The following is a 24159-nucleotide window of genomic DNA, read 5'->3' as shown; positions in this document are numbered from 1 at the left end:
CACACATTGAGCCTACTATGTAAATTCATTCAAAAGCCTATACATTTTGACATTTTAAATACAGCTTTAGACACATCACCTATTCATAAGATAGTATAAAAGACAATATTACATTCATTTGAATTATTTTATATACTCCAATACAAACCAACACCTTATTTTTGTTTCATGCATAGTATAAAACGAAAGACAAGTAAAACAAGCAAAATAGTTTCATTAAATACACAACATTTGATTTCAGATTTTCCTTAACATAGGGAAAGTATTTTTATCATGATAGCGAAACAGTCCGAAGTGATTTCGGACTGTTTTATTTTTTAGGATTTAAAAACGACAGATTATTTCAATGCCGTTCCATACTCTTTATACAATAACATCAAATGAGCAGCCGACCAACTAAAATGAGCAGCTTTTAATCGTTCGCCCGAATGTACATCGTAGTTTTCGTGTATGGGTGCATCGTCTTCCAAACCTTGAAGGCGATCAAAAACTTGTCGAGTATATTCATCCGCTTCTTTCGTATAACCATACTTGCGTATACCCGATATGGCAAAATATACCTGATCGAGCCAAATAGGACCTCTCCAATATCCTCGGGGAGTAAATTTAGGATTATCGGCAGCCGCAGTCGGAAACGGAATATAGGTAGAAAACTTATTCGTGTCAAACATTATTTTAGTAGCATTATCGGCTTGCTCCTTAGTTGCCAGACCTGTCCACAAGGGAGTCCAACCCTCAGGACCATATACTTCAATAAAAGATCCTTTCAACGATTTATCGAAAAAATATCCCAGTTTTGAATCATAGAAGTGATCCTGAATCAAAGCTTTTCTATCAGGTTCGTCAAATGCTATATTTAATATACCCGACATCTCTTTCAACAAAGTATATTCGTATTGAAGATAAGCATTCAGATCAATCGATTCCTGATCCATACTCCATGCGTTCTCTTTGTTCTTTACCATTTTGGTGTCATCAAAACGGATAGCGTTATCCATACCACTCTCCCACTTGGCAGCTTCTATGGTTCCATCTGTTGCTCCATATTCACATATTCCATTCTTATCGTGGTCTCTGTATATGTACCACCATTGATGGTATTTCAAAAGTTTAGGATATATCTCTGCCAGAAAAGCGGTATCCTTATCAGCTTTAAAAATAGCATCAACAGCCCACACAGCCAAAGGAGGCTTAGTATCGCGATAGTTATTTTCTTTCTCATCGGTATAGATACAATCTGCTATCATACCTGCCTCATCCTGATAATCAAACATGGTTCGTATCTGATCTTTTGCCAGTTCTATATCCAAAGAAGCTAACGCAACGGCATGCTTCCACGAATCCCACGCCCAAAATCCCACAAAATAATCCATTGCATGAGAAGGTGCAACTCCAGCATGAAGCAAAGCCCCTTTAGGACTACGCCAATTGCTAATGAGTGTCATTATACTTTTCACCAATACCCGATTGTACTTTTCAGGCATATCTTCTCTTATGTTCGAGGCAATATAATTGTTCCAACGATCGGTATGCTCCTTTATCTTTTGATCGGAAGATGAGAGAATCTCAGGAATCTCGCCTTTCAATTTCAAATAATCATCTTTTGTATTGAAATAAGAAATTACAATATCTAATTGCTTTCCCATTTTTTTTGATGTTGCATTATACCCACCCCCATTTATTTCTAAAATTACATCTTGAGGAAAACTGATCCCCAGAACTTCTCCCGTCTTCAAACCAGCAATTAAGTTATGTGACTCTGCATCCCAAATAAGGCTATCGGATAGATTGCCCTCTATTTTGAAATAAATATCGGCTGTCGATTTACATCTCAACAAAGCATGATTGGCTGTTACAAAAATCAACTCCTGATCTAATTGCAGTTTTTCACCTACCGATTTGAGAACAGCCTTACCCGGATAATAGATAGCAGTATCTAATTTCAGAGGTATCTGTATTTCCTCAGGTGATAAAGCTGACACTTGACACAGCGAGCTACTTATCCAATTTCTATGATCGAGATCGTAAGGTCCACAGAAGCCATTTACTTCGGTATCTTTTGTTGGAACGGAAAAACCCATCCAAGAACCTTTATCGGTAAAGAATCCTTTTCCTTGTGTACGTTTTGCCGGATTATGTGTAAGATTCAACAGATTGGGGTAATCTGATGCTAAATCGTGCTGCATATCTTGTTGCTGAGTAGGCGTACATGAGTACAACCAACTCGCTAACAAGACTGATATAAAATAAAAGGTATATAATATTGCTCTGTTCATCTTAATTGTATTTAAGTAAAAGTTTGATTTTAATGGTCTTTTAAGTTTACGAGTGTACAAGCTTTCTCAACTTGTACACTTGTTAACTTGTTCATAATACTGACCAAAGGAATAAGGAGGTATCTAACCTTAGTATTGTTTAGTTACTTCTATCAGGTTATCTGTTTGTTTCACAGGAATTATAGTAAATCCATAAGACATACTTTGAGGGGTAATAGTATACTGAGGATGAGTTTGAGCTCCCCATGTATTATCTCCACCGACTCCCATTTGCAGATAATCAATATTTACCCACACCATATCTTGTTTCTTGACGCTTCCCCCATGTTTACGTTCAATATCAAACGGAACATACTCAATATCCGACATAGGGAAGTTCCATGCACTTACACTTAGAGGTTGTCTGCCTTTGATTAGAAGACCATCTCCATTGGTACTTTGAAGGCTGAACCAACGAACATCGGACTTATTAGCCGTTTCCTGTGGACGTATGTAAGGATGGAATTGACTCCAAACATCACTCTTGTATAGATCTATGGTTGCAGACGTTTTTCTATCCCAATAGTTCTCATGAGGTCCTCTTCCTAACCAAGTCATCTGATCGTATTCGCCTTTCAGCACCATATGCAAGCCCACTTTGGGTATTTCTGGTAAAGGCATATCTCCCACTATTAAATTGTAGTTTACATCTATTACTCCATTTGGATAAATAATGTAGTTCATCTCTATTTTAGAACCTTGCTTTGCAAGATCGTAAATAGTATTTACTTTAACCAGATTACCATATTTACGACTTTCTATATTTGCTAAAGTCATATTCTGTGTAGCTTCTTTCCATGTTACAGAACGGATTCCCAATTTATTGGCTACATCATTATCAGTAAGAGGTCGCCAGAAGTTTGGCATTATACCCGATTTCAATAATTCGTTGTTGCTTTTCTTTAAAGAATATAATTGTCCGTTTTCTTTTGAAAATGAAATCTCAAAATCAGTACCCGATATAATTATTTTGTTTGTTTCGTCTTTGAGATTTATATCTCCTTGTGCATCTTTCCTTACAATGGCTTTAAATTCTATCGGTAGTTGAAATTGCTCATATGCTTGTAAATGTCCGGCAGGTATCATCGGGTGCTTCCCTCTGTAATAAGCATTCAGATCTAAGAAATACTCAGTTCCTGCAATTGCATTAATCTTTGGAATATTCAGAATTATATCTCTTGATCCGTGAGGCTCTAATCCCGAAACATCAAACTTCTCACTGAATATGGTTTTTCCATCTGCTTTTACCTGCCATTCGAATTCATAATCATCCAGATTGGCAAAATCCTGACGATTGGTTATCCTAATCTTATTATCAGAGAAAGATACAGGCTCGAATCGAACAGGTTGATACACCTTTTTCACTTCCCAAATATGTGGACGCAAAGATCTGTCGGCAAGTATCAATCCATTGGCACAGAAGTTAGAATCATTAGGAACACCGACATATCCCATATCGCCACCATATGCCCAAATATCGTTTCCATCAGCATCTTTTATCGGGAAAGTTTGATCTACCCAATCCCAAATAAAACCACCCTGCAACTGATCGTGTTTATCTATCAAATCCCAATAATCTTGCAAGTTGCCTACACTATTACCCATAGCATGAGCGTATTCACATAGAATAAGCGGACGTATCTGACGTTGATTTACATGTTCCTGCAATTGATAAATACGTGCATACATCGGACAAAAGATATCAGATAATCCAGTTTTTCGTGCACCTTCGTATTGAACGGGTCGTGATGGATCGTACTTCTTCAACCAATGGTACATAGTTGCAAAATGTTCGCCATATCCCGATTCGTTACCAAGCGACCAGATAATAATAGAAGTGAAGTTTCGGTCACGAAGAGCCATTCTTTCAACTCGTTCATGGAAAGGTACAATCCAATCAGGGAGATTAGCCAAAGTGCCCAATTCATGCGCTTCCATACCGTGAGATTCAATATTAGCCTCATCTACCAAATACAAGCCATATTCGTCACACAATTCGTACCACCTCTCATTATTCGGATAATGGCTGCATCGTACTGCATTGATATTAAATAGTTTCATCAACTCAATATCTTTAAGCATGCTTTCTTCAAAAATAGTACGTCCTGTTTTAGCTTCAAACTCGTGTCTGTTTACCCCTTTTATAGTAATGGGTACACCATTTACCATGAGCATACCGTTTTTGATCTGCACATTGCGGAAGCCAAAGCGATGCGAAAAAGCTTCTGTTACTTTTCCGTTTTTATCGAGCGTACTCACAGTTAAAGTATACAAATTAGGCGTTTCTGCAGTCCATGGTCTGACGTTGGTAAACGTCTTGTCGATATTGATTATAGAATCTTGTTTGCTTTTCAGCTTTTGAGTTGTAGTATAAATGATATTGCCATTATCAGAAACATCGATCCGAACAGATGAGTTTACAAAAGAAGCATCTCTATTCATTTTCACTTCAAGTTCAAATAATCCGTCTTTGAAATTATTGGTAAGATCGGCCTTTAGTCCAAAATCTTGAACTCTGACTTTTGGACGGGCAATCAGCGATACATTACGCTCTATACCGCTATATCTCCAATAGTCTTGTCCCTCAACATACGACCCATCACTGTAACGATATACTTCTACCGAAATATCGTTTACTCCCTGTTGTAAATAGTCATTTATCTTAAATTCGGATGGTAAGCGACTGTCTTCAGCATAGCCTACAAACTGACCATTTATCCAACAATAGTATGCAGATTCAACACCTGCAAAATGTAAGATAATGTCCATATCTTTCCAATCTGCGGGTACTGTAAATGTTCTTTTATAGGATCCCACAGGATTATAATCGTGAGGGACATAGGGCGGATTAGCAGGGAATGGATATGCCACATCGGTATAAATAGGTGCATCAAATCCTTGTAGTTCCCAACTTCCGGGAACTGTGATTTTACTCCATCCTGCAATCGAAAAATCTTTCTTGTAAAAATCTTTGGGACACGAATCGGGATTTTTCGCATAATGGAAATCCCAAGTACCATTCAACGATTGTTCGCGCTTGTTATCAGCATCTCTTTTTATGCTTGCTTCTTTGGTTGCATAGGGCTTGAAATGGGCATGCATAGGCAAGCGGTTGATCTGGTTTACAAGTGGATTTTCCCATTCTTTCGGCAATTGTTGGGCTTGGCTAAACTGTATGATACAGAATAACCACAAGAGGATATTTATTTTTTTCATTTGTATTTTTTTATAGATAACAGAAAAACGTTACTAAAAACGGGACGGTAAGGTCTAAAGTTATGCCATGAAAGATGGCGACTACAACCCACTCCTGCCCCGAATATTTAGTGATGATAGGCAAAGTTGTGTCCATCGTTGTAGCTCCTCCGGCTGATATGGGAGCCAGTTTTCCGAAATAGGTTACTAAAAGCGGAGCTGCCAGCAGGGTAAACAATTCGCGAATGATATTAGATACCAAAGCAATTGTACCCAGCTCGGCTCCTTTGTATTGAGTAATAAAAATGCTCGAAAGCGAGTAGTATCCAAAGCCTGAACCTACTGCCATACATTCGAACGGACTCCATTGAGGAAGGAAGATGCTAACTATTGCACAGCCACCCAATGTTCCGACCAATGTTGCCAGTGGTACAAGTACTATTTTAAATTTATTGTTTTTGAGAGTTGATAATGTCTTTTTATCATAACCGATATTGATTCCGACCAGAAACATCAAACCATATAGTATGTAGATGCTAAAGTCGTTCTCTAATACTATATCGGGTAATACTCCGAAATAGGCTGCTACGGCTCCGACAACAAAAAACGATAATATTATAAGACTTCCTTTCATATCTTTCTAAGTAAGGTTTCAGACCTGTTTATTGCTTTGACTACTATAAATACGACTAATGGGATTATTCACGTCCTTTTTCGAAAAACTTTTTATAAACAAACCATGCCAGACCAACGCTGCCCGCTATGGCTCCCATTGTTATAATGAGAGCCTGCAAGCCAATAGTCGTTAGGTTATTTACTATTTTCTCATTATGACCAACTGCTATTCCTAAGAAAAACAGAAGCAGAAAAATAAAGCCTGTAATAAGCTTGCCGATTATCTTAATATCTGGTATCCTGCGAAGAAAATATCCGGCTATAATTCCTATAACCATAATGGTGAAAACAGTAAACATAGTTCAAAAAATTAATGTCATTTATATTTATCGTCTAATCAAAATCGGATACAAAACCCTTACTTAAAGTCTCAAACCTTTTATTCGTTTGCTCGTAAACAACTACAATTAGTATCACTTAACCTTATCGTTCGATTTTATTTCAAGCAAAGGTATCGGATAAAAGTTATTTTTGGAAGGATCGAAACCTTTTCTGTTTACAGCCGCTAAAGCTTCCTGAGCCTTACCCCAACGTCTTAAGTCATAGAAACGGGTATTTTCTAAAGCAAATTCGAGAATCCGCTCGTGTTCTATCTGAGCTTTTACAAAATCTTTGTTAGAACCCGATGGTATGCCCGACATTTTTGCTCTCTCGCGTACCTGATTGATAAACGGAATAGCTTCTGCTGTTTTACCTTCTTCATTTAAGGTTTCAGCCAATAGTAACAATACATCCGAATATCGCATCAATGGAAGATTTACGGCTGTTTGCCCTTTCTGCATATCTGACCACTTTGCAGGTAAATATTTTCTGAAACAAGCTTTCTCCGAATATGCACCAAAAAGCTCTTTATATGTGCGTCCATACACACGCTTTTCTACCGGATCATTAAAATAATCATCGTTGAAAAACATCGTTTGGTAGATACGTGCATCATACATTCCTACGGACGACGTTTGGCCCTCTTTCTTAAATTCATCTATCAGTCTTTTGCTTGGTAATATTTCATCCCATCCACCAATTTCGCCCGTGGCTACCCATTTGTGTATTGCGGTTCTGTAAGAAGCACCATTGGCAGTATTGTCAGTAAACTGTAATTCGAAAATAGATTCTTTTGAGTTTTTATTGGTTCCGTCAAACATCGATAAGAAGTTAGATTCTAATGAATAACCTTTCACTTCTTTAAAAGCGGCTTCGGCTTTGCTTAAATACTCAGCTTTTTTATCACTTTCTTCATATGCACGGGTAAGGTTGCAATAGCCTAAGTACGCATATGCTGCTCCTTTGGTTGCACGTCCTAAATGTTCGTTCGATTGCTTTACCGGTAAATTGGCAGTTGCTTCTGCAAAATCGCTCACGATGAAATCCCAAGTTTCGGCTCTTTCTGATAGAGCTTTGCTTATTTGCTTTTCGTCTTTGATGTACTCATCTCTCAACACAATTTTCTCCCAATTGAGAAGTAATTTCATGTGATAATAAGCTCTCAAGAAACGTGCTTCGGCTACAATCTGATCTCTGTAAGTTTCATCCATTACAATAGTAGGTACTTTTTCCAATACCTGATTAGCATACGAAATTCCTTGATAATGAATTGTCCAATACTCAGTAAACTGGCTATTACCATTAGTGTAGCTAAAGTTATAAAGGTCTACCCATGTAGGGTAATTAAGAGCATCGCTGCCTATGGTTGAAAGATCGTCTCGATAGGTTTCTACGGGAAATTTCACTTCGGCAAAGCCCCAAATATCCGTAGCACATTCCAATTTCGAATATACGGCTGCAAGCCCTGCTTCGGCATCTGTTTGCGAACGCCAGAAATTATCGGAAGTCAGTTGGTCGGGCGATTCCACATTCAGTTGATCGGCACATCCTGAAAATAGAAATATAGCCAATACTAAAGACTGTATTATATATATATTATTTTTCATACTGATAATATTAAATAAATGAACAAGTTAAGGTCTCAGACCTTTTTTATAACATAAAGTGGTTTGTATCCTTAAAATGTAAATTGGAGACCTAACACATATGAACGAGTGAATGGAAATATGAGTCTGTCTACCCCCGTATTCAATACACTTGGCGTACTGCTTGTTCCGGCAGCTGCAAATTCAGGATCAATTCCATCGTATTTTGTCCATGTAAATAAATTTTCTCCACTTACATACACCCTTAGATTTTCGGATCTTATTTGAGTTAGCAATCTTTTTGGCAAAGTGTATCCGATTTGTATCTGACGAAGACGGATAAAATCGCCCGATTCAAGAAATCTGTCCGACTCTCTTGTATTTCCATTAGGGTCTTGCAATACGGCACGAGGGATACTTGTATTTCGGTTTTCGGGAGTCCATGCATCCAAAGTCGATTTCAAGAAATTAGATCCTGAGTTCATTCCCTCATAGTAATATTTATTACCATTATACAATTTATGTCCCCATCCGCTACCAATAAGTGCAGATGCATCGAAACCTTTATATGAGGCTCTTAAATTAAAGTTGACCTCTACTTTTGGTATTCCCGTTCCACAATATTGTTTATCATCATCGTCAATAACGCCATCACCATTTACATCAACAAAGCGTATATCACCGGGTTTGGCATCTTCCTGAATCAGTTTTCCGTTATGATTGTGCGCATTTACTTCTTCTTGACTTTGGAAAATTCCATCTGTTTTATAGAGGAAGAATGCTCCAATTGGATGACCTACTCTAGTTTGATTGGGAAAATGCTCCGTATCGAATTTCAACCCTGTACCCAAAAGTATCTGATTTTGATCGGCTAAAGAAACCACCTCGTTCTTTAAAGTAGATACATTAAAGCCTAGACTGTATTGAAAATCTCCTGAGGTTTTATTGTAGGTAAATTCAAATTCTAAACCACTGTTACGTATTTTTCCAACATTCAGGATAGGGTCGTCCAGACCTGCCGAGGGAGCCATTTTCTTTATAATCAAAAGGTCTTCTGTTGTATTATTAAAGTAGTTTATAGATCCTGTTATGGCATTATTAAGGAAACCATAATCGAATCCGATATTCTTTGACACCGTAGTTTCCCACTGTAACGATCTGTTTTCGAGTCCCGTTGCAATACTTCCCGGCCAAGGATTGTTTCCATCGCCTTGAACGTATCCCAAGAACAAGTTATTATAGGTTCTGATGAGAGCTTGATGATCGTAATACCCTAAAGCAACTTCGTTACCCAGTTTACCCCAACTGGCTCTTAGCTTAAGATTAGAAACGGCACTGTTTTTAGGGAAGAATGCTTCTTCGTTTATTCTCCATCCCAATGCTAAAGAGGGAAAATTTCCGTAGCGGCTTTCGCTTCCAAATTTAGAGGAACCGTCTCGACGGAATGTAAACTGCAATAGATAACGACTATCATACGAATAATTTAACCTTCCGAAATAAGACATTCTATTGTATTTGAATTTAGAACCATCGGCAGAAAAAGTTCCTCCTTTACCAGCATCAATAGTCATAAAGTAAGGATCGGGGAAACCGGCAGGTAATTCGCTTGTTACAATAGAACCGTTGTTTACCGAATAGACCGTCTTCTTACCTTCTACCCCTACCGTATTCCATGTAGATGCATTCAAGATCAACGATGTTCCTACCATAGCATTAATAGAGTGCTTACCTATTTGTTGAGTATAATTCAGCAAGTTATCAAATACTTGCTCTTCCCAATACGATCGGTATTCTTCGTAAGCAGGATATTCGTATGGGTTTTTCACATCGGCAACATAAGCCGGATTGTGTCTGTAATATTGCTCATTGTTACCACTATATGAATAACTCGTTTTGAAAGAAAGAGCTTTAGTAATATCTACACCAACGGCTATATTAGCAGCTATATTTTGTTTTTTTCTCCAACTGCTTACATAATGATCCTGAGCTATAACATTTACGTTATTAGGAAGATCGCCCCAATTTGTAAGTCCAAAACCTCCTTCTTGAGTTTCGTCATGTACGGGTACAAGTGGCGAAATCATATATACTTCCTTCAAACTGAAATTGGGTCTTCTGCTCTTTATAGCAGTAACTGCCATGTTTCCGTCAATAGTGAAGATGTTTTTCTTGGTTTTGATTTTCATACGTGCATTCTGTTTGGTGAATGTGTTGGAAATCACAACACCTTTTTCATCTGTAAGGTTGGCTGATAACGAATATTGAGTATCGTTTTGACCACCTCGCACCGCAGCACTTTGAGTAGTAGCAAATCCCGTTCTGAATACCTCATCCTGCCAATTGGTATTATGCACACCGGGAGCAGACAGATAGCCGGGAAGATCAACCGGAGAAGATGCATATTTATTATACTCATCATACATACGTTGATGTACCGCAACATATCCATCGGCATCTAGCATCTCCAACCGTTTTGCAGTTTGTGTTACACTTGCAAAACTATTGATATCGATTTGAGTTTTACCCGATTGTCCGTTTTTAGTGGTTATAATTACCACCCCATTGGCTGCAATAGAACCATAAATAGCGGCTGCGGCAGCATCTTTTAGAATTTCCATAGATGCTATATCATTGGGGTTCACACTATTTACCTGACCGGGAAAACCGTCGATAATATAGAGAGGATCGTTGCTTCCGAATGTGTTTACACCTCGTATTTTTACTGCAACATCGTCTCCCGCTATACCACTGTTTCGTTGCACATTCACACCTGCAACTATACCCTGCAAGGCTTCGGCAACGTTGGCGGTTGCTCTGGTATCAAGGTCTTTTGTATCTACGGAACTCAAAGCACCTGTAAGGTCACTTTTACGAAGAGTTCCGTAACCAATAACTACTACTTCATCCAGTAGTTTATTATCTTTTTCTAACTTAATATCGAATGTATTCTTTTCGTTTACTTTGAGTTCTTGTTTTAGAAATCCAACATACGAAACCAATAGAGTTTCGCCTCGGGCAGCTTCTATATCAAAATTACCGTCAATATCGGTAATTGTGCCTCTGGGACTGCCTTTTACAATTACACTTACTCCGATGGCAGGCTCTCCGTACTCATCGAGAATAGTTCCTTTTACTTTTTTTAGGTTTGCAACTTGCTGATTAGTTGATCGCTCAGTTTTTTTGAGGATAATCTTATTGGATGTTATTTCATAGCTTATCGGCTGATTTTTAAAAGCCTTGTCCAAAAGAGTATTGATGTTTCCACCCTTTTCTTCAACCGAAATTAAGTGGCTGTCGTCAATATCTACATTGCTGTACATGAACGAATAGCCTAGTTTTTTTTCAACTGTTGAAAAGAATTCTTTTAGCGTCACATTATTTAATGACAGGTCTATTTTGTCTTTATTCTGGGAAAAAACAGATAATGTAGAACATACAAAAAATAGACAGCTAATTATTAGTGCTTTTCTTCGCATAACAAAATTATTTATTATTAATATTGGATTAGATTTTTTGAGGAGCAGAAAGGTTACCACATTCTATATGTGTTTTTTCACGAGAACTATCGGTGAGTAATAGTAACCTCCTTTCCTTTTATTGAATACTCTATGGGTGTTATTTTATTAAATAGTTCAAGTAATTCGCGTAATGATTCGGTTTTTACTGAGAATGTATATTTTTGTTTTTCATCAGGATTAATAAGTGTTATGTTTATACCATACCATCGTTCGAGCTTTTTAGCAACTTGATGAATATCCGAATTGTAGAATATCAGTTCGTTTTCTATCCATGCTCTATGGGTTTCGGCATCGCTCTTATACAAACTGTATTGCAAATCTTTTTTAGAGACTACTACCATTTCATTTGATTCGAGATCGGTTAAGTGTTTTCCATCTTTACTAACTATACCAACCTTTCCACGTAGTAGCGAAACAATAATATTTTCATCGGCTGAGTAAGCCGATACATCAAATGCTGTACCTTTTACTTCTACATTGATATTGGATGCTTTTACTATAAATTTCTTTTTCTCGTTCTTCTTCACATCAAAAAAAGCTTCTCCTTCGAGGTTAACTTCTCTGCTCGATTTATTGAAGGCTGCCGAATAGGTTAGTTTCGACTCTGAGTTTAACCAGACCTGTGTACCATCGGGCAATGTCATTTGCATCTTCTGCCCTTGCATAGTTTCTATTGTTGTAATAGATTCGGCTAAGAAGGAAGAGTCTGCTGCTGATTTTATAATCAGAGTTGTTGCAGCTCCTATAATTAGGGCAATCATGGCAGCCACACTACAAACTTTGATGAGAAGCTTCTTCGAGTACGATGCTTCGGCTACAGATGCAAAAAGTTGGGTTTGAATATTGTCCCAGATATTATTTTTATCAGGATATACAATTTTCTCGGGGCTATCATAAATATATTCCCACTCATGCAACAATTGCTCGAATAGCTTTTTATTGTCGTCCGAAGAACTGATCCAATTTTCGATATAGCGTTGTTCATCATCCGTACATTCCTGACGAATATGCCTCGCTAAAATATCATATGGTATCTGCTTATTATTCATATTTTCTGCTCCCTTTTATTATTAGACACATAACAGATATAAATACCCCTAAACGAGTAGAGATATTTTTTTTATAAAATGATAATTATTGAATGATATACTTTCGAGTCGCAACAAACTATTGCCGTTGTACTCACTAAAGTAATTGATAAGTCTGAGACCTTATTTACTTAAAAACATGTATCCATGATAAAGAATAAGTGTTGTTAATAAAGGCAGTGCGCTATTAGGACGGTTATAATGCTTGAGGATATATTCCCTTGTCTTTTTTATAGCTATCGACATTTGAGCCTCAACTGTTTTCACAGAGAGGTCTTTTTCTTCGGCTATTTCCTTATATGTTTTATTGAGTTCGCGGCTCAACAGAAATATTTCCTGACATTTGGGTGGTAAATCTTTAATGGCTTGTTGATAGACTAAGCTAAATTCTTCCATATTGACACAGTCTTCCGACTTTTGTTTCTCAATCTCTCTATTTGCCCATTCCTCTATCAATACCGATCTGTTTTGCTCATCCCTCAGATGATTCAACATTCTGTTTCTTGCAGCATTATAGAGGTATGTTTTAATGAAGAATATATTTACGTTTTCTCTGTCTTCCCATAGTTTTATGAAAATATCCTGAATAATGTCTTCTATCAAAAACTGATCATGAGTATAATAATTCAAAAATGTACAAACATCCTTGAAGTATAAATCGAAGAACTCTTTTAGTGTAGTTTCATCAATTACAATTTTATTATGCTCTAATGATTTTACCATTAATTCACATCTTATGATTTTGTTTAGAAATATTTAAGATTTCCCAAATCTAGTAATTATATTAGAAAAAAGTCAATCTTTATGAGAATATTGGGATCAGGCAGCTCTAACCTTAGAGAAAAAGGTCATCCTGAAAAGAAGAAGATAAGAGTATATTATTTTATAATTTCACAACAAGTAGCCTGTCACAGACAAACTTACTCAACACATCTGCTTTGGTATCTTGATAACTGATAGTCATACTTCCATCAAAATTTTCCACAGAGCTAATATTTAACTGAGTGCCTAGTACTAAACTGCGTTTGCTTAAGTAGTTCAGAAAATCTTCGGATGAATCGATTACTGCCGAGAAAGTAACCACTTCGCCAATCTTACAATCGCTCAATCTATGATAATCTATTTGGGGAATATTTCCTTTTTTATCAGGAATAGGAGAACCATGAGGGTCTATGTGTGGATGATTTAATAATTCGTCCATTCGATCAAAGAATACAACTGAATTGATATGTTCTATCTGTTCGGCTATTGAATGAACTTCTTCCCAACCCAAACCCATCTTTTCGTATAGGAACATTTCGGTCAGACGGTGTTTACGAAGAATCAAAGCTGCCTCTTGTCTGCCCTTTTCCGTCAACTTTAAAGGCTTGTAGCTTTCGTAATGAACTAAACCTTTCTCCACAAACTTTTTCATCATGCTGTTTACGGTAGACATCTTTATGTCTAATGACTTGCTTAGTTCATTAACAGTAGCTTCACCCAGTTTATTTTCCAGATAAAACAGATTTTTGAGATAGTTTTCTTCGGTTGGAGACATTGTACTACAAATATATATAAAAACAAAAGAATAATGAAAATAAGAATCAAATAAATTTGTTTTATTAATCTAACTTTCTAATTTTACAATTCTAATTACAATAGAAAGAGAACAAGAAGAATATTTTTTTGTTTCATAATTACTAAAAGTAATAAAAGGTCTGCGACCTAAAAAACGGATACGATGGAAAATGAAGCTCTGCAAATAGAAACTAAATTATCGGAACTCACCTACGGGGAAGAAGCCGAAATACTCGGTATTTCTGATAATTGCAAAGGCGAAATAAGAAGACGCTTGCTTGATTTAGGATTTGTGAGAGGCACCCGAATTACGGTTCAGAACATAAGTCCATTGAGTAATCCTGTTGCTTATAGTTTACGCAATACACTGATTGCTTTACGAAACGAACAAGCAAAGCTTATATTAATAAAAAAACTTTCTGACAATGACAAACGCTTGTAGTACATGCAAATATAATACTGTCTCTGATCTGAAAAAGATGGGAGAGCAAACTACTTCTTTTGACTATACGATAGCTCTTGCCGGAAATCCTAATACCGGAAAGAGTACTGTCTTTAATACCCTTACGGGGCTTAGACAACATACAGGAAATTGGCCGGGTAAAACAGTTACCACAGCTCAAGGGAGTTTTTCCTTTTTAGATAAGAAGTTTAAATTGGTTGATCTACCGGGAACTTACTCTCTATTATCTACCTCAGAGGACGAAGAGGTTGCTCGTGACTTTATTCTTTTCGGAAAACCCGATGTTACTATCGTAGTAGTAGATGCCAGCAGATTGGAACGAAACTTGAATCTGGCATTACAGATTCTGGAAATTACCAACAAAGTTGTTTTGTGCGTCAACTTAATGGATGAAGCTAAAAGACATAATATAGAAATAGATGACAGAACTCTTGCCCGAGATTTAGGTATTCCGGTTGTAACAACAAGTGCAAGATCGAATGAAGGCATAACTGATCTCTTGCATGCCGTACACGATTTAGCAATAGGTGAAATAGTTACAAAACCGTATCACTTCGAAGATATACCGAGAACAACCAATAAAGCAATTGAGAAATTAAATGACGAATTGCTAAAGTTATACCCTCAATTAGCAAACAGCCGATGGATTGCTATGCGTTTGCTGGAGGGTGACGAGAGTATAATAAAGGCTCTTAAAGAAGGGAGGTTGCATTGATGACAGAGGATAGAAACGAACTTGATAAGTTACTCGAACTAGCAGAGGATTTACGGAAAGATGTGGGAGATAACTACCACGATAATCTAACCGAGAGTTTTTATGCCGATGCTTCTAAAATTGTAAAGAACTCAGTTAAATCTGACGATCAACACCGTACATTTCGGGTTGATAGAGCTATCGATAATATTGTTACCAGCAAAATATGGGGTTTTCCTATTATGCTGCTTTTATTAGGCGTAGTACTTTGGCTGACTATAATAGGTGCAAATTATCCGTCTCAGCTATTATCGTCACTGTTTCTGGAAACAATTTATCCATTTTTGAAAAGTGGTGTAGAAAGCCTTAGTATTCCCTCATGGATTAGTGGATTACTTATCGACGGGGTTTATCTTTCTACTGCTTGGGTTGTAGCTGTAATGCTTCCACCAATGGCAATATTCTTTCCGTTATTTACATTAATGGAAGATTTTGGATATTTACCACGTATAGCTTTCAACTTAGACAATATATTTCGCAAAGCAGGGGCACATGGTAAGCAAGCCTTAACTATGAGTATGGGCTTTGGCTGCAACGCAGCAGGAGTAGTTGCAACACGTATTATAGACAGTCCTAGAGAAAGACTTATTGCTATTATCACCAATAACTTTTCGTTGTGTAATGGACGGTGGCCTACTCAAATTCTGATAGCTACCATCTTTATCGGAGCAGTTGTGCCAACAGGCTTGTCTCAATTGGTATCTACGGGATCGGTTATAGCTATTGCCGTATTAGGTATTGGTTTTACATTTCTGGTGTCTTGGTTTTTATCCAAAACCATGCTAAAAGGCGAAGCTTCATTCTTCATCTTGGAGTTACCTCCCTATCGCCCGCCAAGAATATGGCAAACAATATATACGTCTTTAATTGACAGAACATTGATAGTTCTAGGACGTGCTGTTGCATTTGCTGCACCTGCAGGAGCAATTATATGGTTGATCAGCAATATTAATATTCAAGATCAAAGCATTGCCTTATGGTTAATAGAGGGGCTATCTCCTTTTGGAATCGTACTTGGCTTAAATGGAGTTATCTTATTAGCATATATTCTGGCTATTCCTGCCAATGAAATTGTTATACCTACTATACTAATGCTTACCACGCTTACTTTCAGCAGCATGGGGGTTGGCAATGGTGCAGGTGTACTTTTCGACGGTTCAGAAAATGAGGTAGCTAATATTCTGCATGCCGGGGGATGGACATTACTCACCGGAATCAATTTAATGCTATTTAGCTTGCTACACAATCCATGTAGTACTACCATATACACTATCTACAAAGAAACACGCAGTATTAAATGGACTGTAGTTGCTTCGCTATTGCCTCTTTTATTAGGTATTTTTGTCTGCTTTATGGTAGCTCAAATCTGGCGATTATTTTAACATCTACACTTTTCTTACTCCTATAAATAAAATGCTTGCAGTTGGTCTAAAAACCAACTGCTTTTTTTGCAATAGTGTCCAAACAACACGATAATATACTTTTTTTATAAAAAAAAAGATTAATGCCATCAGATGCGCCTATCAAAATGATTAAATAATCATATCTTATTTTGACGAATGCACTACTTTTTAGATATTTATACATAACAACACGCCTTAGGAGCTTACTTATAGATAAGATTTAAGGTTATCAAAAACAAAGTAAAATGAAAAATAAAACTTTCAAATTAACATTTCAGTATTGGTTTATTGGAATTCTTTTGAGTCCGATATTTTACTCTTGCGATGATAATTCGTCTGACATAGAAACTGAAGTAAACAACAAAATAGCTATAAACGCTAAAATCCGATCTATTCAACAAGATACAAGATCGACTTCTATGCAAGAATTTATCGAGAAAGATAAAATAGGCATCTATCTTGTAGATTACAAAGGATTGCAACCCGGTAATATCGGTGATATTAACGAGTATATGAATGTACTTCACACCTACGATGGTAATTTGTGGAATGCTGATATAGCGGGAGGGCTTTATTTCCATAACGCTCAATCTATATCCGATATGTATGCCTATTATCCATACGATAATGAGATGGGAAGTATTGCAGGTAAAAAAGACCTCAACAAGTATTTATTTACAGTATCGCTAGATCAAACAGTATCTAATGGCACGAGTAGTGACTTCTTGTGGGGGAAAGTATCGGGTTTATCACCAGATAATAATACTGCCAATATAACATTCGAGCATATTTTGAGTAAATGTATTATCAATCTGAAATACAGTGATTCTTCTATAAATGAGAATAATGCTTCGTTTGAGATACATAACATCAAAGCCTCGGCACTTATTGATATGAGTATAGGAAAAGCAACCTCAACAGGGAGTAATCAGATTATAGTACCCAATAACAGAACTGATATACCAACAGGTTACAAGCTAGCATACGAAGCGATTGTAGTACCTCAGATTATAAAAGCGGGTACACCTCTGTTTGCTATAAGGTATAACTATACAGATCTTATGTTTGTCACACAACAAGATATAGAATTTTCACCTCAAAAGGTATATACCTTCAATATGACGATAAATACATTGGGACGTTCATCAGCAACTGTTTCTCTAGAAAATATAAGTATTGCATCATTCTAAATAAACATGTATGATTATAAAAAATAAAATTAAACAGCATATATCTTTTTCATTATCAATGCTACTCACTCTAATGGGAGTTTTCTTCTTAGGAGCATGCAGCCATGATAACGAAGATTTTATCGAGCAGGATAATTTAATTAGAATAGCTCCGTCTATTTTGGAAACTAGAACCAAAATAGCTGGAAGCAACTTTGAAACAAATGATCAGATAGGCTTATACATTGTACCATTTACAAATAGCAATAATACTGCCGGTAGTATAGGTACAAACAATTACGCATCAAATCTTAAGCATGTATTCAACGGAAAGGCATGGACTTTAGATAATGGGTCGAAGATATCATGGCCCGATGCTAGTTCTAAAATTGATATATATGCCTATTCCCCATACGATTCGAGCCTCTCGGGAAGTAATCCGACAGCATATTCGTTTACTGTAAAAACCGATCAGCAAACCAAATTGGGATACAATGCAAGCGATTTTTTATGGGCTAAATCGGTTTCAACAGCACCGACAACAAGTGCCATAGACTTATCGTTTTCGCATCGATTGAGCAAAGTGAAGGTAAATATCAAATCTGAAATAGACTTATCTGCTGACGAGATAAAGAATGCTATCGTAAAAATCAGAAATACGAAGGGAATGGGTATCGTAAACCTCCAAAACGGGCAAGTAACACCTCAAGAAGGAAGTTTAGTAGACATACTTCCTCTTAGATATGCTACTCCCGTAACAGGATATGACATTAGTGTAGAAGGTATTATTATACCCCAAACACTGTCAATAGGTTCTAGATTGGTAGATATGAATTTTGACACCAACAGAATAGGCTATGTGTACGATATGGATGCAGCATTAACTTTCGAAAGCGGCAAAGAGCGTACTATTAATCTAACGATTACACAAACCGGTATGACGGTTACAGTAGGCGAGATTAAAGATTGGCAGCCTGCACCAGTAGTTGAAGGGAATATAGATCAGTCAATAGGAAAAGCTATGGATCTTAGTAAAATAGATTGGAATAAATCGCTGGTACATAATGTATATGATGCCAATGGATACAAAGTAGCGATAGTGGTTAAAGAGTATTTGTCGTTAAAAACAGCAACCCCTCAAACAATAGATAATCAGGCAATAGTAATATATCCGGTAGATGCCAATGAAAATCCTCTTTTAAACAGAGGTTTTGTAGCTCAGGTTATGAGTAGTACAATAAATAATACTACTTACGAATATGACCCGCTTCAAACAAATGTGCATGGCGGAGCCGTAAGCTGGAATACCAGTACCAATGCAGTTGCAAGTTATACAGCAGGGAATTTACCCTTGATCAATAAGGTCGAACTTACTTCGGGTAGCGTATTAAGAGCTACTGCCGATAATTATATCTGCCGATTGACAATCTCTCCCGATCTCGTTACTGACATTGACAACAATACGTACAGAGTAGTAAAAACGGGAACACAGTATTGGACATTAGACAACCTAAAAGTTGAAAGATATAGAAACGGGGTAAATATACCTCATTACTACTACAGCAATAACCCTATTTATAAAGATGTATATGGGACAATGTATAATTGGAATGCAGTTGCAGATGCAAATGAAATTGCACCTGAGGGCTGGCATCTGCCAACAAAAGCCGAACTCGAAACTTTAAATAAGTTTGGAGGGAGCGCTGCAACCAATTTAAAACATGTAGGCAGTTGGTCTATCATGTCTACAAACAATACAGGGTATGGTATGCTACCCGGAGGCTTAATGCAAATAGTAAACACATTTGAATCTTTTTCGGGGATTGCACTTGTTGCCTATGTATGGACATCAACGCCCATCTCAACAACAAGTACCAGTGCTTATGCGATGAGAATATATAATTCGGGAACGGTTGATTTCCCTAGTTTTCCTAAAGTTTCGGCATTTTACGTACGTCTTATAAAAAACAACTAAACAAATATATTTCATGATTCGACATGTAAGAAAAATTAGTTTTACAAGCAATATATATACCTCTTTTTTCATAATTGTTACTACAATGATGGGGCTTCTTTTCGCAGGCTGCTCGCATGAGGACGATTTCGAGAATGAAAGCAGTGGTGAGTATCTGCAACTAGCTTCGCACATAGGTCTTAGACAAACACGTATAACTGATAATAATTTTGAAAAAGACGATCATATAGGTGTTTATGTTGTAGAATATAATGAAGACAATATAACTCCGGGACAAATTGGTGTATCAAACTTTGCATCCAATAAAAGACATACATTCAACGGAACTGAGTGGTTGATGGATGCCGGCAATAAGATGTCTTGGCCAAACAGACCTAAAGTAGATATCTATGCATATGCCCCTTACAGCGAAGCATTGCCTAATCCTAAGAACTATACGTTTATGGTACAAGGCAATCAAAAAATAGAGGAAAGATATCGGGCTAGCGATTTTCTATGGGCTAAAACCTCAGACTTATCACCAACAAAAGAGGATGTTCACCTTACTTTTACTCATAGAATGAGTAAGATAAAACTAAATATAAAATCTGAAAATGGATTTCTGGCAGACCGATTGCCAAATTCCTTTGTAAGAATTACAAATACAAAAGTGGAAGGCTCTATCGATTTATCAAATGGAAATGTAATTCCTTCTGAAACATCACTAATAGCAAATATTTCTCCCGGACAATCTACTGTTACAGAATCGGGATATGAAATTAGTCTGACAGGCATTATAGTACCTCAAACTCTTAGTGCTAAAACGGGCATTTTTGCTATAGTATTCGTAGAGGATGGGGCACGATATAATTATAAGTTAGAGGAATCTATTACTTTCGAATCGGGAAAAGAATATACATTTGATATTACACTTAGCCCGATGAAAATAACGGTAACAACAGGTGCCATTGCAGACTGGATTTTAGATGATCCGATAAAGGATGACATGGAAGAATTAAGTACGAAGGTTCTAAACTTAAATGACATCGATTGGACAACATCTCTTGTACAGAAAGTATTCGACAACAATGTACAAGTAGCCCAAGTCTGCAAAGAATACCTTTTTAAATCGGGGTCGATAGATGCTCAGGCAATTGTTGTATATCCTATGGTGAAAGGTAAACCTGATCTGACAAATGGCTTTGTGGCTCAAGTTATGATTCGGAAGATGAATGCTGCAACCAACAGCTTTGATCCTCTCCAAACATCGGTACATGGTGGCAAGGTCTCTTGGAGTGACAAGGCAATAGCTACATATACTGAGGGGAAACAAGCTCTTTTCTCAAAAGTTGAAATAAGCAACAAAGGGATAATAGGAGTTACTGACAATATTGTATATGGTTTAAAAGCTGAACCCGAATTACAAAAAGATATTGATGGTAACAATTATAAACTTGTAAAAATAGGAACTCAATATTGGATGACCGAAAATTTACGTGTTGAGCATTACAGAAACGGAAATCCTATCAATTATGCTTATTACAACGATGATAGAGCTTATAAAATTCAATATGGAGCAATGTATGATTGGAATGCCATAATGGATTCGCAGGGAATAGCTCCCGAGGGTTGGCATGTACCTTCAACTGAAGAAATAAATACTCTAGTTACTTATTTGGGTACAACTTCTGTTGCAAATAAATTATCAATGCAAGGCGACAGCTCTACTGATAATATTACGGGGTTTTCGGGGCAGTTAGGCGGAGTAAGAACGCAAGATTTTAAATTCTCTCAAAAAGATATATATGGTTATTATTGGACAACAACACTTTATTCGGATGTATCGTATGCCAACCGATATTTTATATACAAAAATAATGTGAATCTAAATTTCCAATTAAATTCTCTTAGAACCATAAGTAATTCGGTAAGACTTATCAGAAACTAAGCAAAGAGTTTTATCCATTATGATGAACTATTTCTCAAGAATACGGTTCATTAGATAGTATCTTATCTAATGAACCTAATGAAGAGAACGTTTATAACGATTCAACTGACAATAGTATTTATCTTGGCTGCATTCACGATAAAGGCTCAAGAGAAAAAAGTAAATATCATCCCATTTCCCGTTCTTGCAACCAATCCAACCGTAGGTTTTGCATTCGGCGTATCTCCCGGATTTACATGGTACATGGGCGATCAGCAAAACACCAGCATGTCGTCTGTTGTGGCATCATTGGTCTATACTACTAATCAGCAATTTTTATTCAGTACCAGAGGAAATACTTTTTTGGAAGGTGACAAATGGAATATCATGGCAGACCTCAGGTATCAGATAACTTCGCAACCTACCTATGGACTAGGTACAGGAAGCGGCTCTATACATCCTTTGGTAAATAACAATTACGGATATTCGGAAAGACATTATCTAAAAAAACATCAGATGATGGAATATGATCTCATAAGAGCTTATATGACAACTCTGAGGAAGCATGAAGACACTCGCTTCTTTTATGGTTTAGGATACCATCTGGATGTAATATACAATATAGACGACAATTTACTCGATCTGGATACTGTTCCTCAACAAGTAACCCAACATTACCGCTACAACAAACTTAAAGGTTTCAGCACAAAAGGCAATACGGTATCGGGTGTATCTCTCAATTTGATGTACGACAGCAGAGACAATGTGGCGAACCCTTATTCGGGACGCTATGCCTTTGCCAGTTGGAGGTTGAACCCTAAATTGATTGGAAGTACACAAAATTCGAGTACACTTTGGCTGGAATATCGCGACTACTTTAATTTATCGAAAGAACGCCCTCGCCACCTCATTGGTATATGGACATACGGATGGTTTGTTACAAGTGGCAACTTACCCTATATGAATCTGCCCGCCATTGGCTGGGATATGTTCAGCAGATCGGGAAGAGCTTATACTTCGGGACGTTTCAGAGGTGAAGATTTGATATATACTGAGGTTGAATACCGTTTTCCCTTACAAGCAAATAGCGACCTCTTGGGTGGTGTAATTTTTGCCAATACCACCACAGCGAGTAGCCGTACAGAGAATATAGACCTTTTTCAGAATGTAAACCTAGCTTACGGTTTAGGCTTGCGCGTTATGATTAACAAGAAGAGCCGTTCTAATGTCAATCTCGATTACGGATGGGCAACCAACGGCTCACAAGGGTTCTTTATATCACTAAATGAGGTATTCTAAAAAAGCTTTCTGTTGCCATCAAGAAACCATCATTCGGGATATGCACTTAGATATTCGAAGCAATAATTGTTATCTTTTAATTTAGTAATCAATTCTCTAAGATCGTTTTTCTCACCTACCTTTGCAAACATTTGGTCGTGCATTAACAGTACAACATGGTTCGCTGTAAACGTTCTGGAAGAGTTATAAGAGGCTTCAATCTCTTCAACCAATTCGTCAATGGTTTGTTTAGGCATATAATCTTTTGCATCGTAATTCCACTCTACATCCCAACCAAATACTTTATAACCATTCTTTACCAATAAATCGGCAGAGGTAGCTCCTGTTTGATTATAGTTCTTTTTTCTTTCCCCTATCTGCCACAAATTACGTCCGGGTAGGCGTGTAATCTTATGAGTGATATCAAAGTCTGACTGATTTTTATCAAAGTCCTCTAAAACCAATTCGGGGTTCTTATAAAAATCAACATATCTATTATTAGCATGCGAATAACTGTGGTTGTAAATCTCAATATTGGGATTCTGTTGAAGCATCTTATAATATCTCGAAAATCTACTGCTTCCATCTATGGCATTGCCTACAACAAACAGGCTAGTCTTTATCTTTTCACTTGATATAATACTATCAATATACATACTTCCGTTAAGAGGAGCATCGTCAATTGTGAGGTAAATATATTTTCGGGTACTCAACGAGTCGCTCTTTTCAATAGTTGCAGTAGTTTCAATTATTGAATCCGAAACTAGATCAGGATAAGAAATAGAATCAGCAACCGAAACAGCATCAATTCCTATATCTTGACTATTATCAAACTCGGAACAACTTATATTCATCAGTAATAAGAGCGTAAAGAGGAGGGGTGTTTTTTTCTTTTTCATGACCTTTTAGAGTTAATGTTAGTTAGTATGTTAGTATATAAGTGTTAGTTAGAGTGT

The 24159-nt window shown here is 37.0% G+C and carries 15 protein-coding genes and 1 pseudogene; 6 read left to right on the top strand and 10 right to left on the bottom strand.

Translation table 11 applies throughout. The features are described 5' to 3' along the window. Positions 1 to 338 precede the first annotated feature (338 nt). The 9 genes from IR022_RS00150 to IR022_RS00110 all read right to left on the bottom strand — a co-directional run bounded on the left by IR022_RS00150 (position 339) and on the right by IR022_RS00110 (position 14235). On the bottom strand, positions 339 to 2276 hold the full coding sequence (locus IR022_RS00150) for an MGH1-like glycoside hydrolase domain-containing protein (protein WP_194202158.1): 1938 nt from the start codon (positions 2274 to 2276) through the stop codon (positions 339 to 341). A gap of 129 nt (positions 2277 to 2405) precedes the next feature. Beyond that, entirely contained in the window at positions 2406 to 5531 is a 3126-nt protein-coding gene (locus tag IR022_RS00145; RefSeq protein WP_194202157.1) for a glycoside hydrolase family 2 TIM barrel-domain containing protein, read from the bottom strand. Positions 5532 to 5541: 10 nt separating this feature from the next. Beyond that, positions 5542 to 6144, bottom strand: coding sequence for a lysine exporter LysO family protein (locus IR022_RS00140; RefSeq protein WP_194202156.1), 603 nt, complete (start codon positions 6142 to 6144; stop codon positions 5542 to 5544). A gap of 64 nt (positions 6145 to 6208) precedes the next feature. Next, positions 6209 to 6484: a LysO family transporter gene (locus IR022_RS00135; protein ID WP_050710815.1), complete on the bottom strand. Its 276-nt coding sequence runs from the start codon at positions 6482 to 6484 to the stop codon at positions 6209 to 6211. A gap of 114 nt (positions 6485 to 6598) precedes the next feature. After that, a complete protein-coding gene (locus IR022_RS00130) occupies positions 6599 to 8113 on the bottom strand; it encodes a RagB/SusD family nutrient uptake outer membrane protein (protein WP_194202155.1) in 1515 nt (504 codons plus the stop codon). A gap of 71 nt (positions 8114 to 8184) precedes the next feature. Continuing rightward, positions 8185 to 11568: a SusC/RagA family TonB-linked outer membrane protein gene (locus tag IR022_RS00125; RefSeq protein ID WP_194202154.1), complete on the bottom strand. Its 3384-nt coding sequence runs from the start codon at positions 11566 to 11568 to the stop codon at positions 8185 to 8187. An 86-nt stretch (positions 11569 to 11654) separates the two neighbouring features. Beyond that, positions 11655 to 12659 carry a FecR family protein gene (locus IR022_RS00120; protein WP_194202153.1) on the bottom strand — a complete coding sequence of 335 codons (1005 nt, stop codon included), beginning with the start codon at positions 12657 to 12659 and terminating at the stop codon, positions 11655 to 11657. 162 nt (positions 12660 to 12821) lie between these two features. Then, positions 12822 to 13421, bottom strand: a complete 600-nt coding sequence (locus IR022_RS00115) for an RNA polymerase sigma-70 factor (RefSeq protein WP_194202152.1) — start codon at positions 13419 to 13421, stop codon at positions 12822 to 12824. A 160-nt stretch (positions 13422 to 13581) separates the two neighbouring features. Then, positions 13582 to 14235, bottom strand: a complete 654-nt coding sequence (locus IR022_RS00110) for a metal-dependent transcriptional regulator (RefSeq protein ID WP_194202151.1) — start codon at positions 14233 to 14235, stop codon at positions 13582 to 13584. Between the two features lie 183 nt (positions 14236 to 14418). On the opposite strand from IR022_RS00110, the gene IR022_RS00105 reads away from it, so the two are divergent. The 6 genes and pseudogenes from IR022_RS00105 (at position 14419) to IR022_RS00080 (ending at position 23224) form a co-directional block, all read left to right on the top strand. Next, positions 14419 to 14697 (top strand): ferrous iron transport protein A, encoded by a 279-nt coding sequence (locus IR022_RS00105; protein WP_050711405.1) that lies wholly within the window; start codon positions 14419 to 14421, stop codon positions 14695 to 14697. Then, a pseudogene (gene feoB / locus IR022_RS00100) lies at positions 14681 to 16854 on the top strand (ferrous iron transport protein B). The gene IR022_RS00105 and the pseudogene feoB overlap by 17 nt, the downstream one beginning before the upstream one ends. 266 nt (positions 16855 to 17120) lie before the next feature. After that, a complete protein-coding gene (locus IR022_RS00095) occupies positions 17121 to 18065 on the top strand; it encodes a fimbrillin family protein (RefSeq protein ID WP_194202150.1) in 945 nt (314 codons plus the stop codon). Between the two features lie 10 nt (positions 18066 to 18075). Then, complete coding sequence (locus IR022_RS00090; protein ID WP_194202149.1) at positions 18076 to 20019, top strand: fimbrillin family protein; 1944 nt, start codon at positions 18076 to 18078, stop codon at positions 20017 to 20019. An 85-nt stretch (positions 20020 to 20104) separates the two neighbouring features. Beyond that, on the top strand, positions 20105 to 21946 hold the full coding sequence (locus IR022_RS00085) for a fimbrillin family protein (protein ID WP_194202148.1): 1842 nt from the start codon (positions 20105 to 20107) through the stop codon (positions 21944 to 21946). A gap of 78 nt (positions 21947 to 22024) precedes the next feature. Next, a complete protein-coding gene (locus tag IR022_RS00080) occupies positions 22025 to 23224 on the top strand; it encodes a BamA/TamA family outer membrane protein (protein ID WP_194202147.1) in 1200 nt (399 codons plus the stop codon). A gap of 29 nt (positions 23225 to 23253) precedes the next feature. On the opposite strand, the gene IR022_RS00075 is transcribed toward IR022_RS00080, so the two are convergent. Continuing rightward, positions 23254 to 24102, bottom strand: coding sequence for a polysaccharide deacetylase family protein (locus tag IR022_RS00075; protein ID WP_194202146.1), 849 nt, complete (start codon positions 24100 to 24102; stop codon positions 23254 to 23256). Positions 24103 to 24159 lie beyond the last annotated feature (57 nt).

This window comes from Dysgonomonas sp. GY617, assembly GCF_015233815.1.
Classification (GTDB): Bacteria; Bacteroidota; Bacteroidia; order Bacteroidales; family Dysgonomonadaceae; genus Dysgonomonas_A.
This window is presented reverse-complemented; position numbering and strand designations above follow the sequence as displayed.

What these genes read in the sequence shown, in the direction of transcription:
- IR022_RS00140 (WP_194202156.1), bottom strand. Translation starts at nt 6,144, where the DNA reads ATGAAAGGAAGTCTTATAATATTATCGTTTTTTGTTGTCGGAGCCGTA.
- IR022_RS00090 (WP_194202149.1), top strand. Translation starts at nt 18,076, where the DNA reads ATGATTATAAAAAATAAAATTAAACAGCATATATCTTTTTCATTATCA.
- IR022_RS00125 (WP_194202154.1), bottom strand. Translation starts at nt 11,568, where the DNA reads ATGCGAAGAAAAGCACTAATAATTAGCTGTCTATTTTTTGTATGTTCT.
- IR022_RS00105 (WP_050711405.1), top strand. Translation starts at nt 14,419, where the DNA reads ATGGAAAATGAAGCTCTGCAAATAGAAACTAAATTATCGGAACTCACC.
- IR022_RS00130 (WP_194202155.1), bottom strand. Translation starts at nt 8,113, where the DNA reads ATGAAAAATAATATATATATAATACAGTCTTTAGTATTGGCTATATTT.
- IR022_RS00135 (WP_050710815.1), bottom strand. Translation starts at nt 6,484, where the DNA reads ATGTTTACTGTTTTCACCATTATGGTTATAGGAATTATAGCCGGATAT.
- IR022_RS00150 (WP_194202158.1), bottom strand. Translation starts at nt 2,276, where the DNA reads ATGAACAGAGCAATATTATATACCTTTTATTTTATATCAGTCTTGTTA.
- IR022_RS00085 (WP_194202148.1), top strand. Translation starts at nt 20,105, where the DNA reads ATGATGGGGCTTCTTTTCGCAGGCTGCTCGCATGAGGACGATTTCGAG.
- IR022_RS00145 (WP_194202157.1), bottom strand. Translation starts at nt 5,531, where the DNA reads ATGAAAAAAATAAATATCCTCTTGTGGTTATTCTGTATCATACAGTTT.
- IR022_RS00110 (WP_194202151.1), bottom strand. Translation starts at nt 14,235, where the DNA reads ATGTCTCCAACCGAAGAAAACTATCTCAAAAATCTGTTTTATCTGGAA.
- IR022_RS00075 (WP_194202146.1), bottom strand. Translation starts at nt 24,102, where the DNA reads ATGAAAAAGAAAAAAACACCCCTCCTCTTTACGCTCTTATTACTGATG.
- IR022_RS00080 (WP_194202147.1), top strand. Translation starts at nt 22,025, where the DNA reads ATGAAGAGAACGTTTATAACGATTCAACTGACAATAGTATTTATCTTG.
- IR022_RS00120 (WP_194202153.1), bottom strand. Translation starts at nt 12,659, where the DNA reads ATGAATAATAAGCAGATACCATATGATATTTTAGCGAGGCATATTCGT.
- IR022_RS00095 (WP_194202150.1), top strand. Translation starts at nt 17,121, where the DNA reads ATGAAAAATAAAACTTTCAAATTAACATTTCAGTATTGGTTTATTGGA.
- IR022_RS00115 (WP_194202152.1), bottom strand. Translation starts at nt 13,421, where the DNA reads ATGGTAAAATCATTAGAGCATAATAAAATTGTAATTGATGAAACTACA.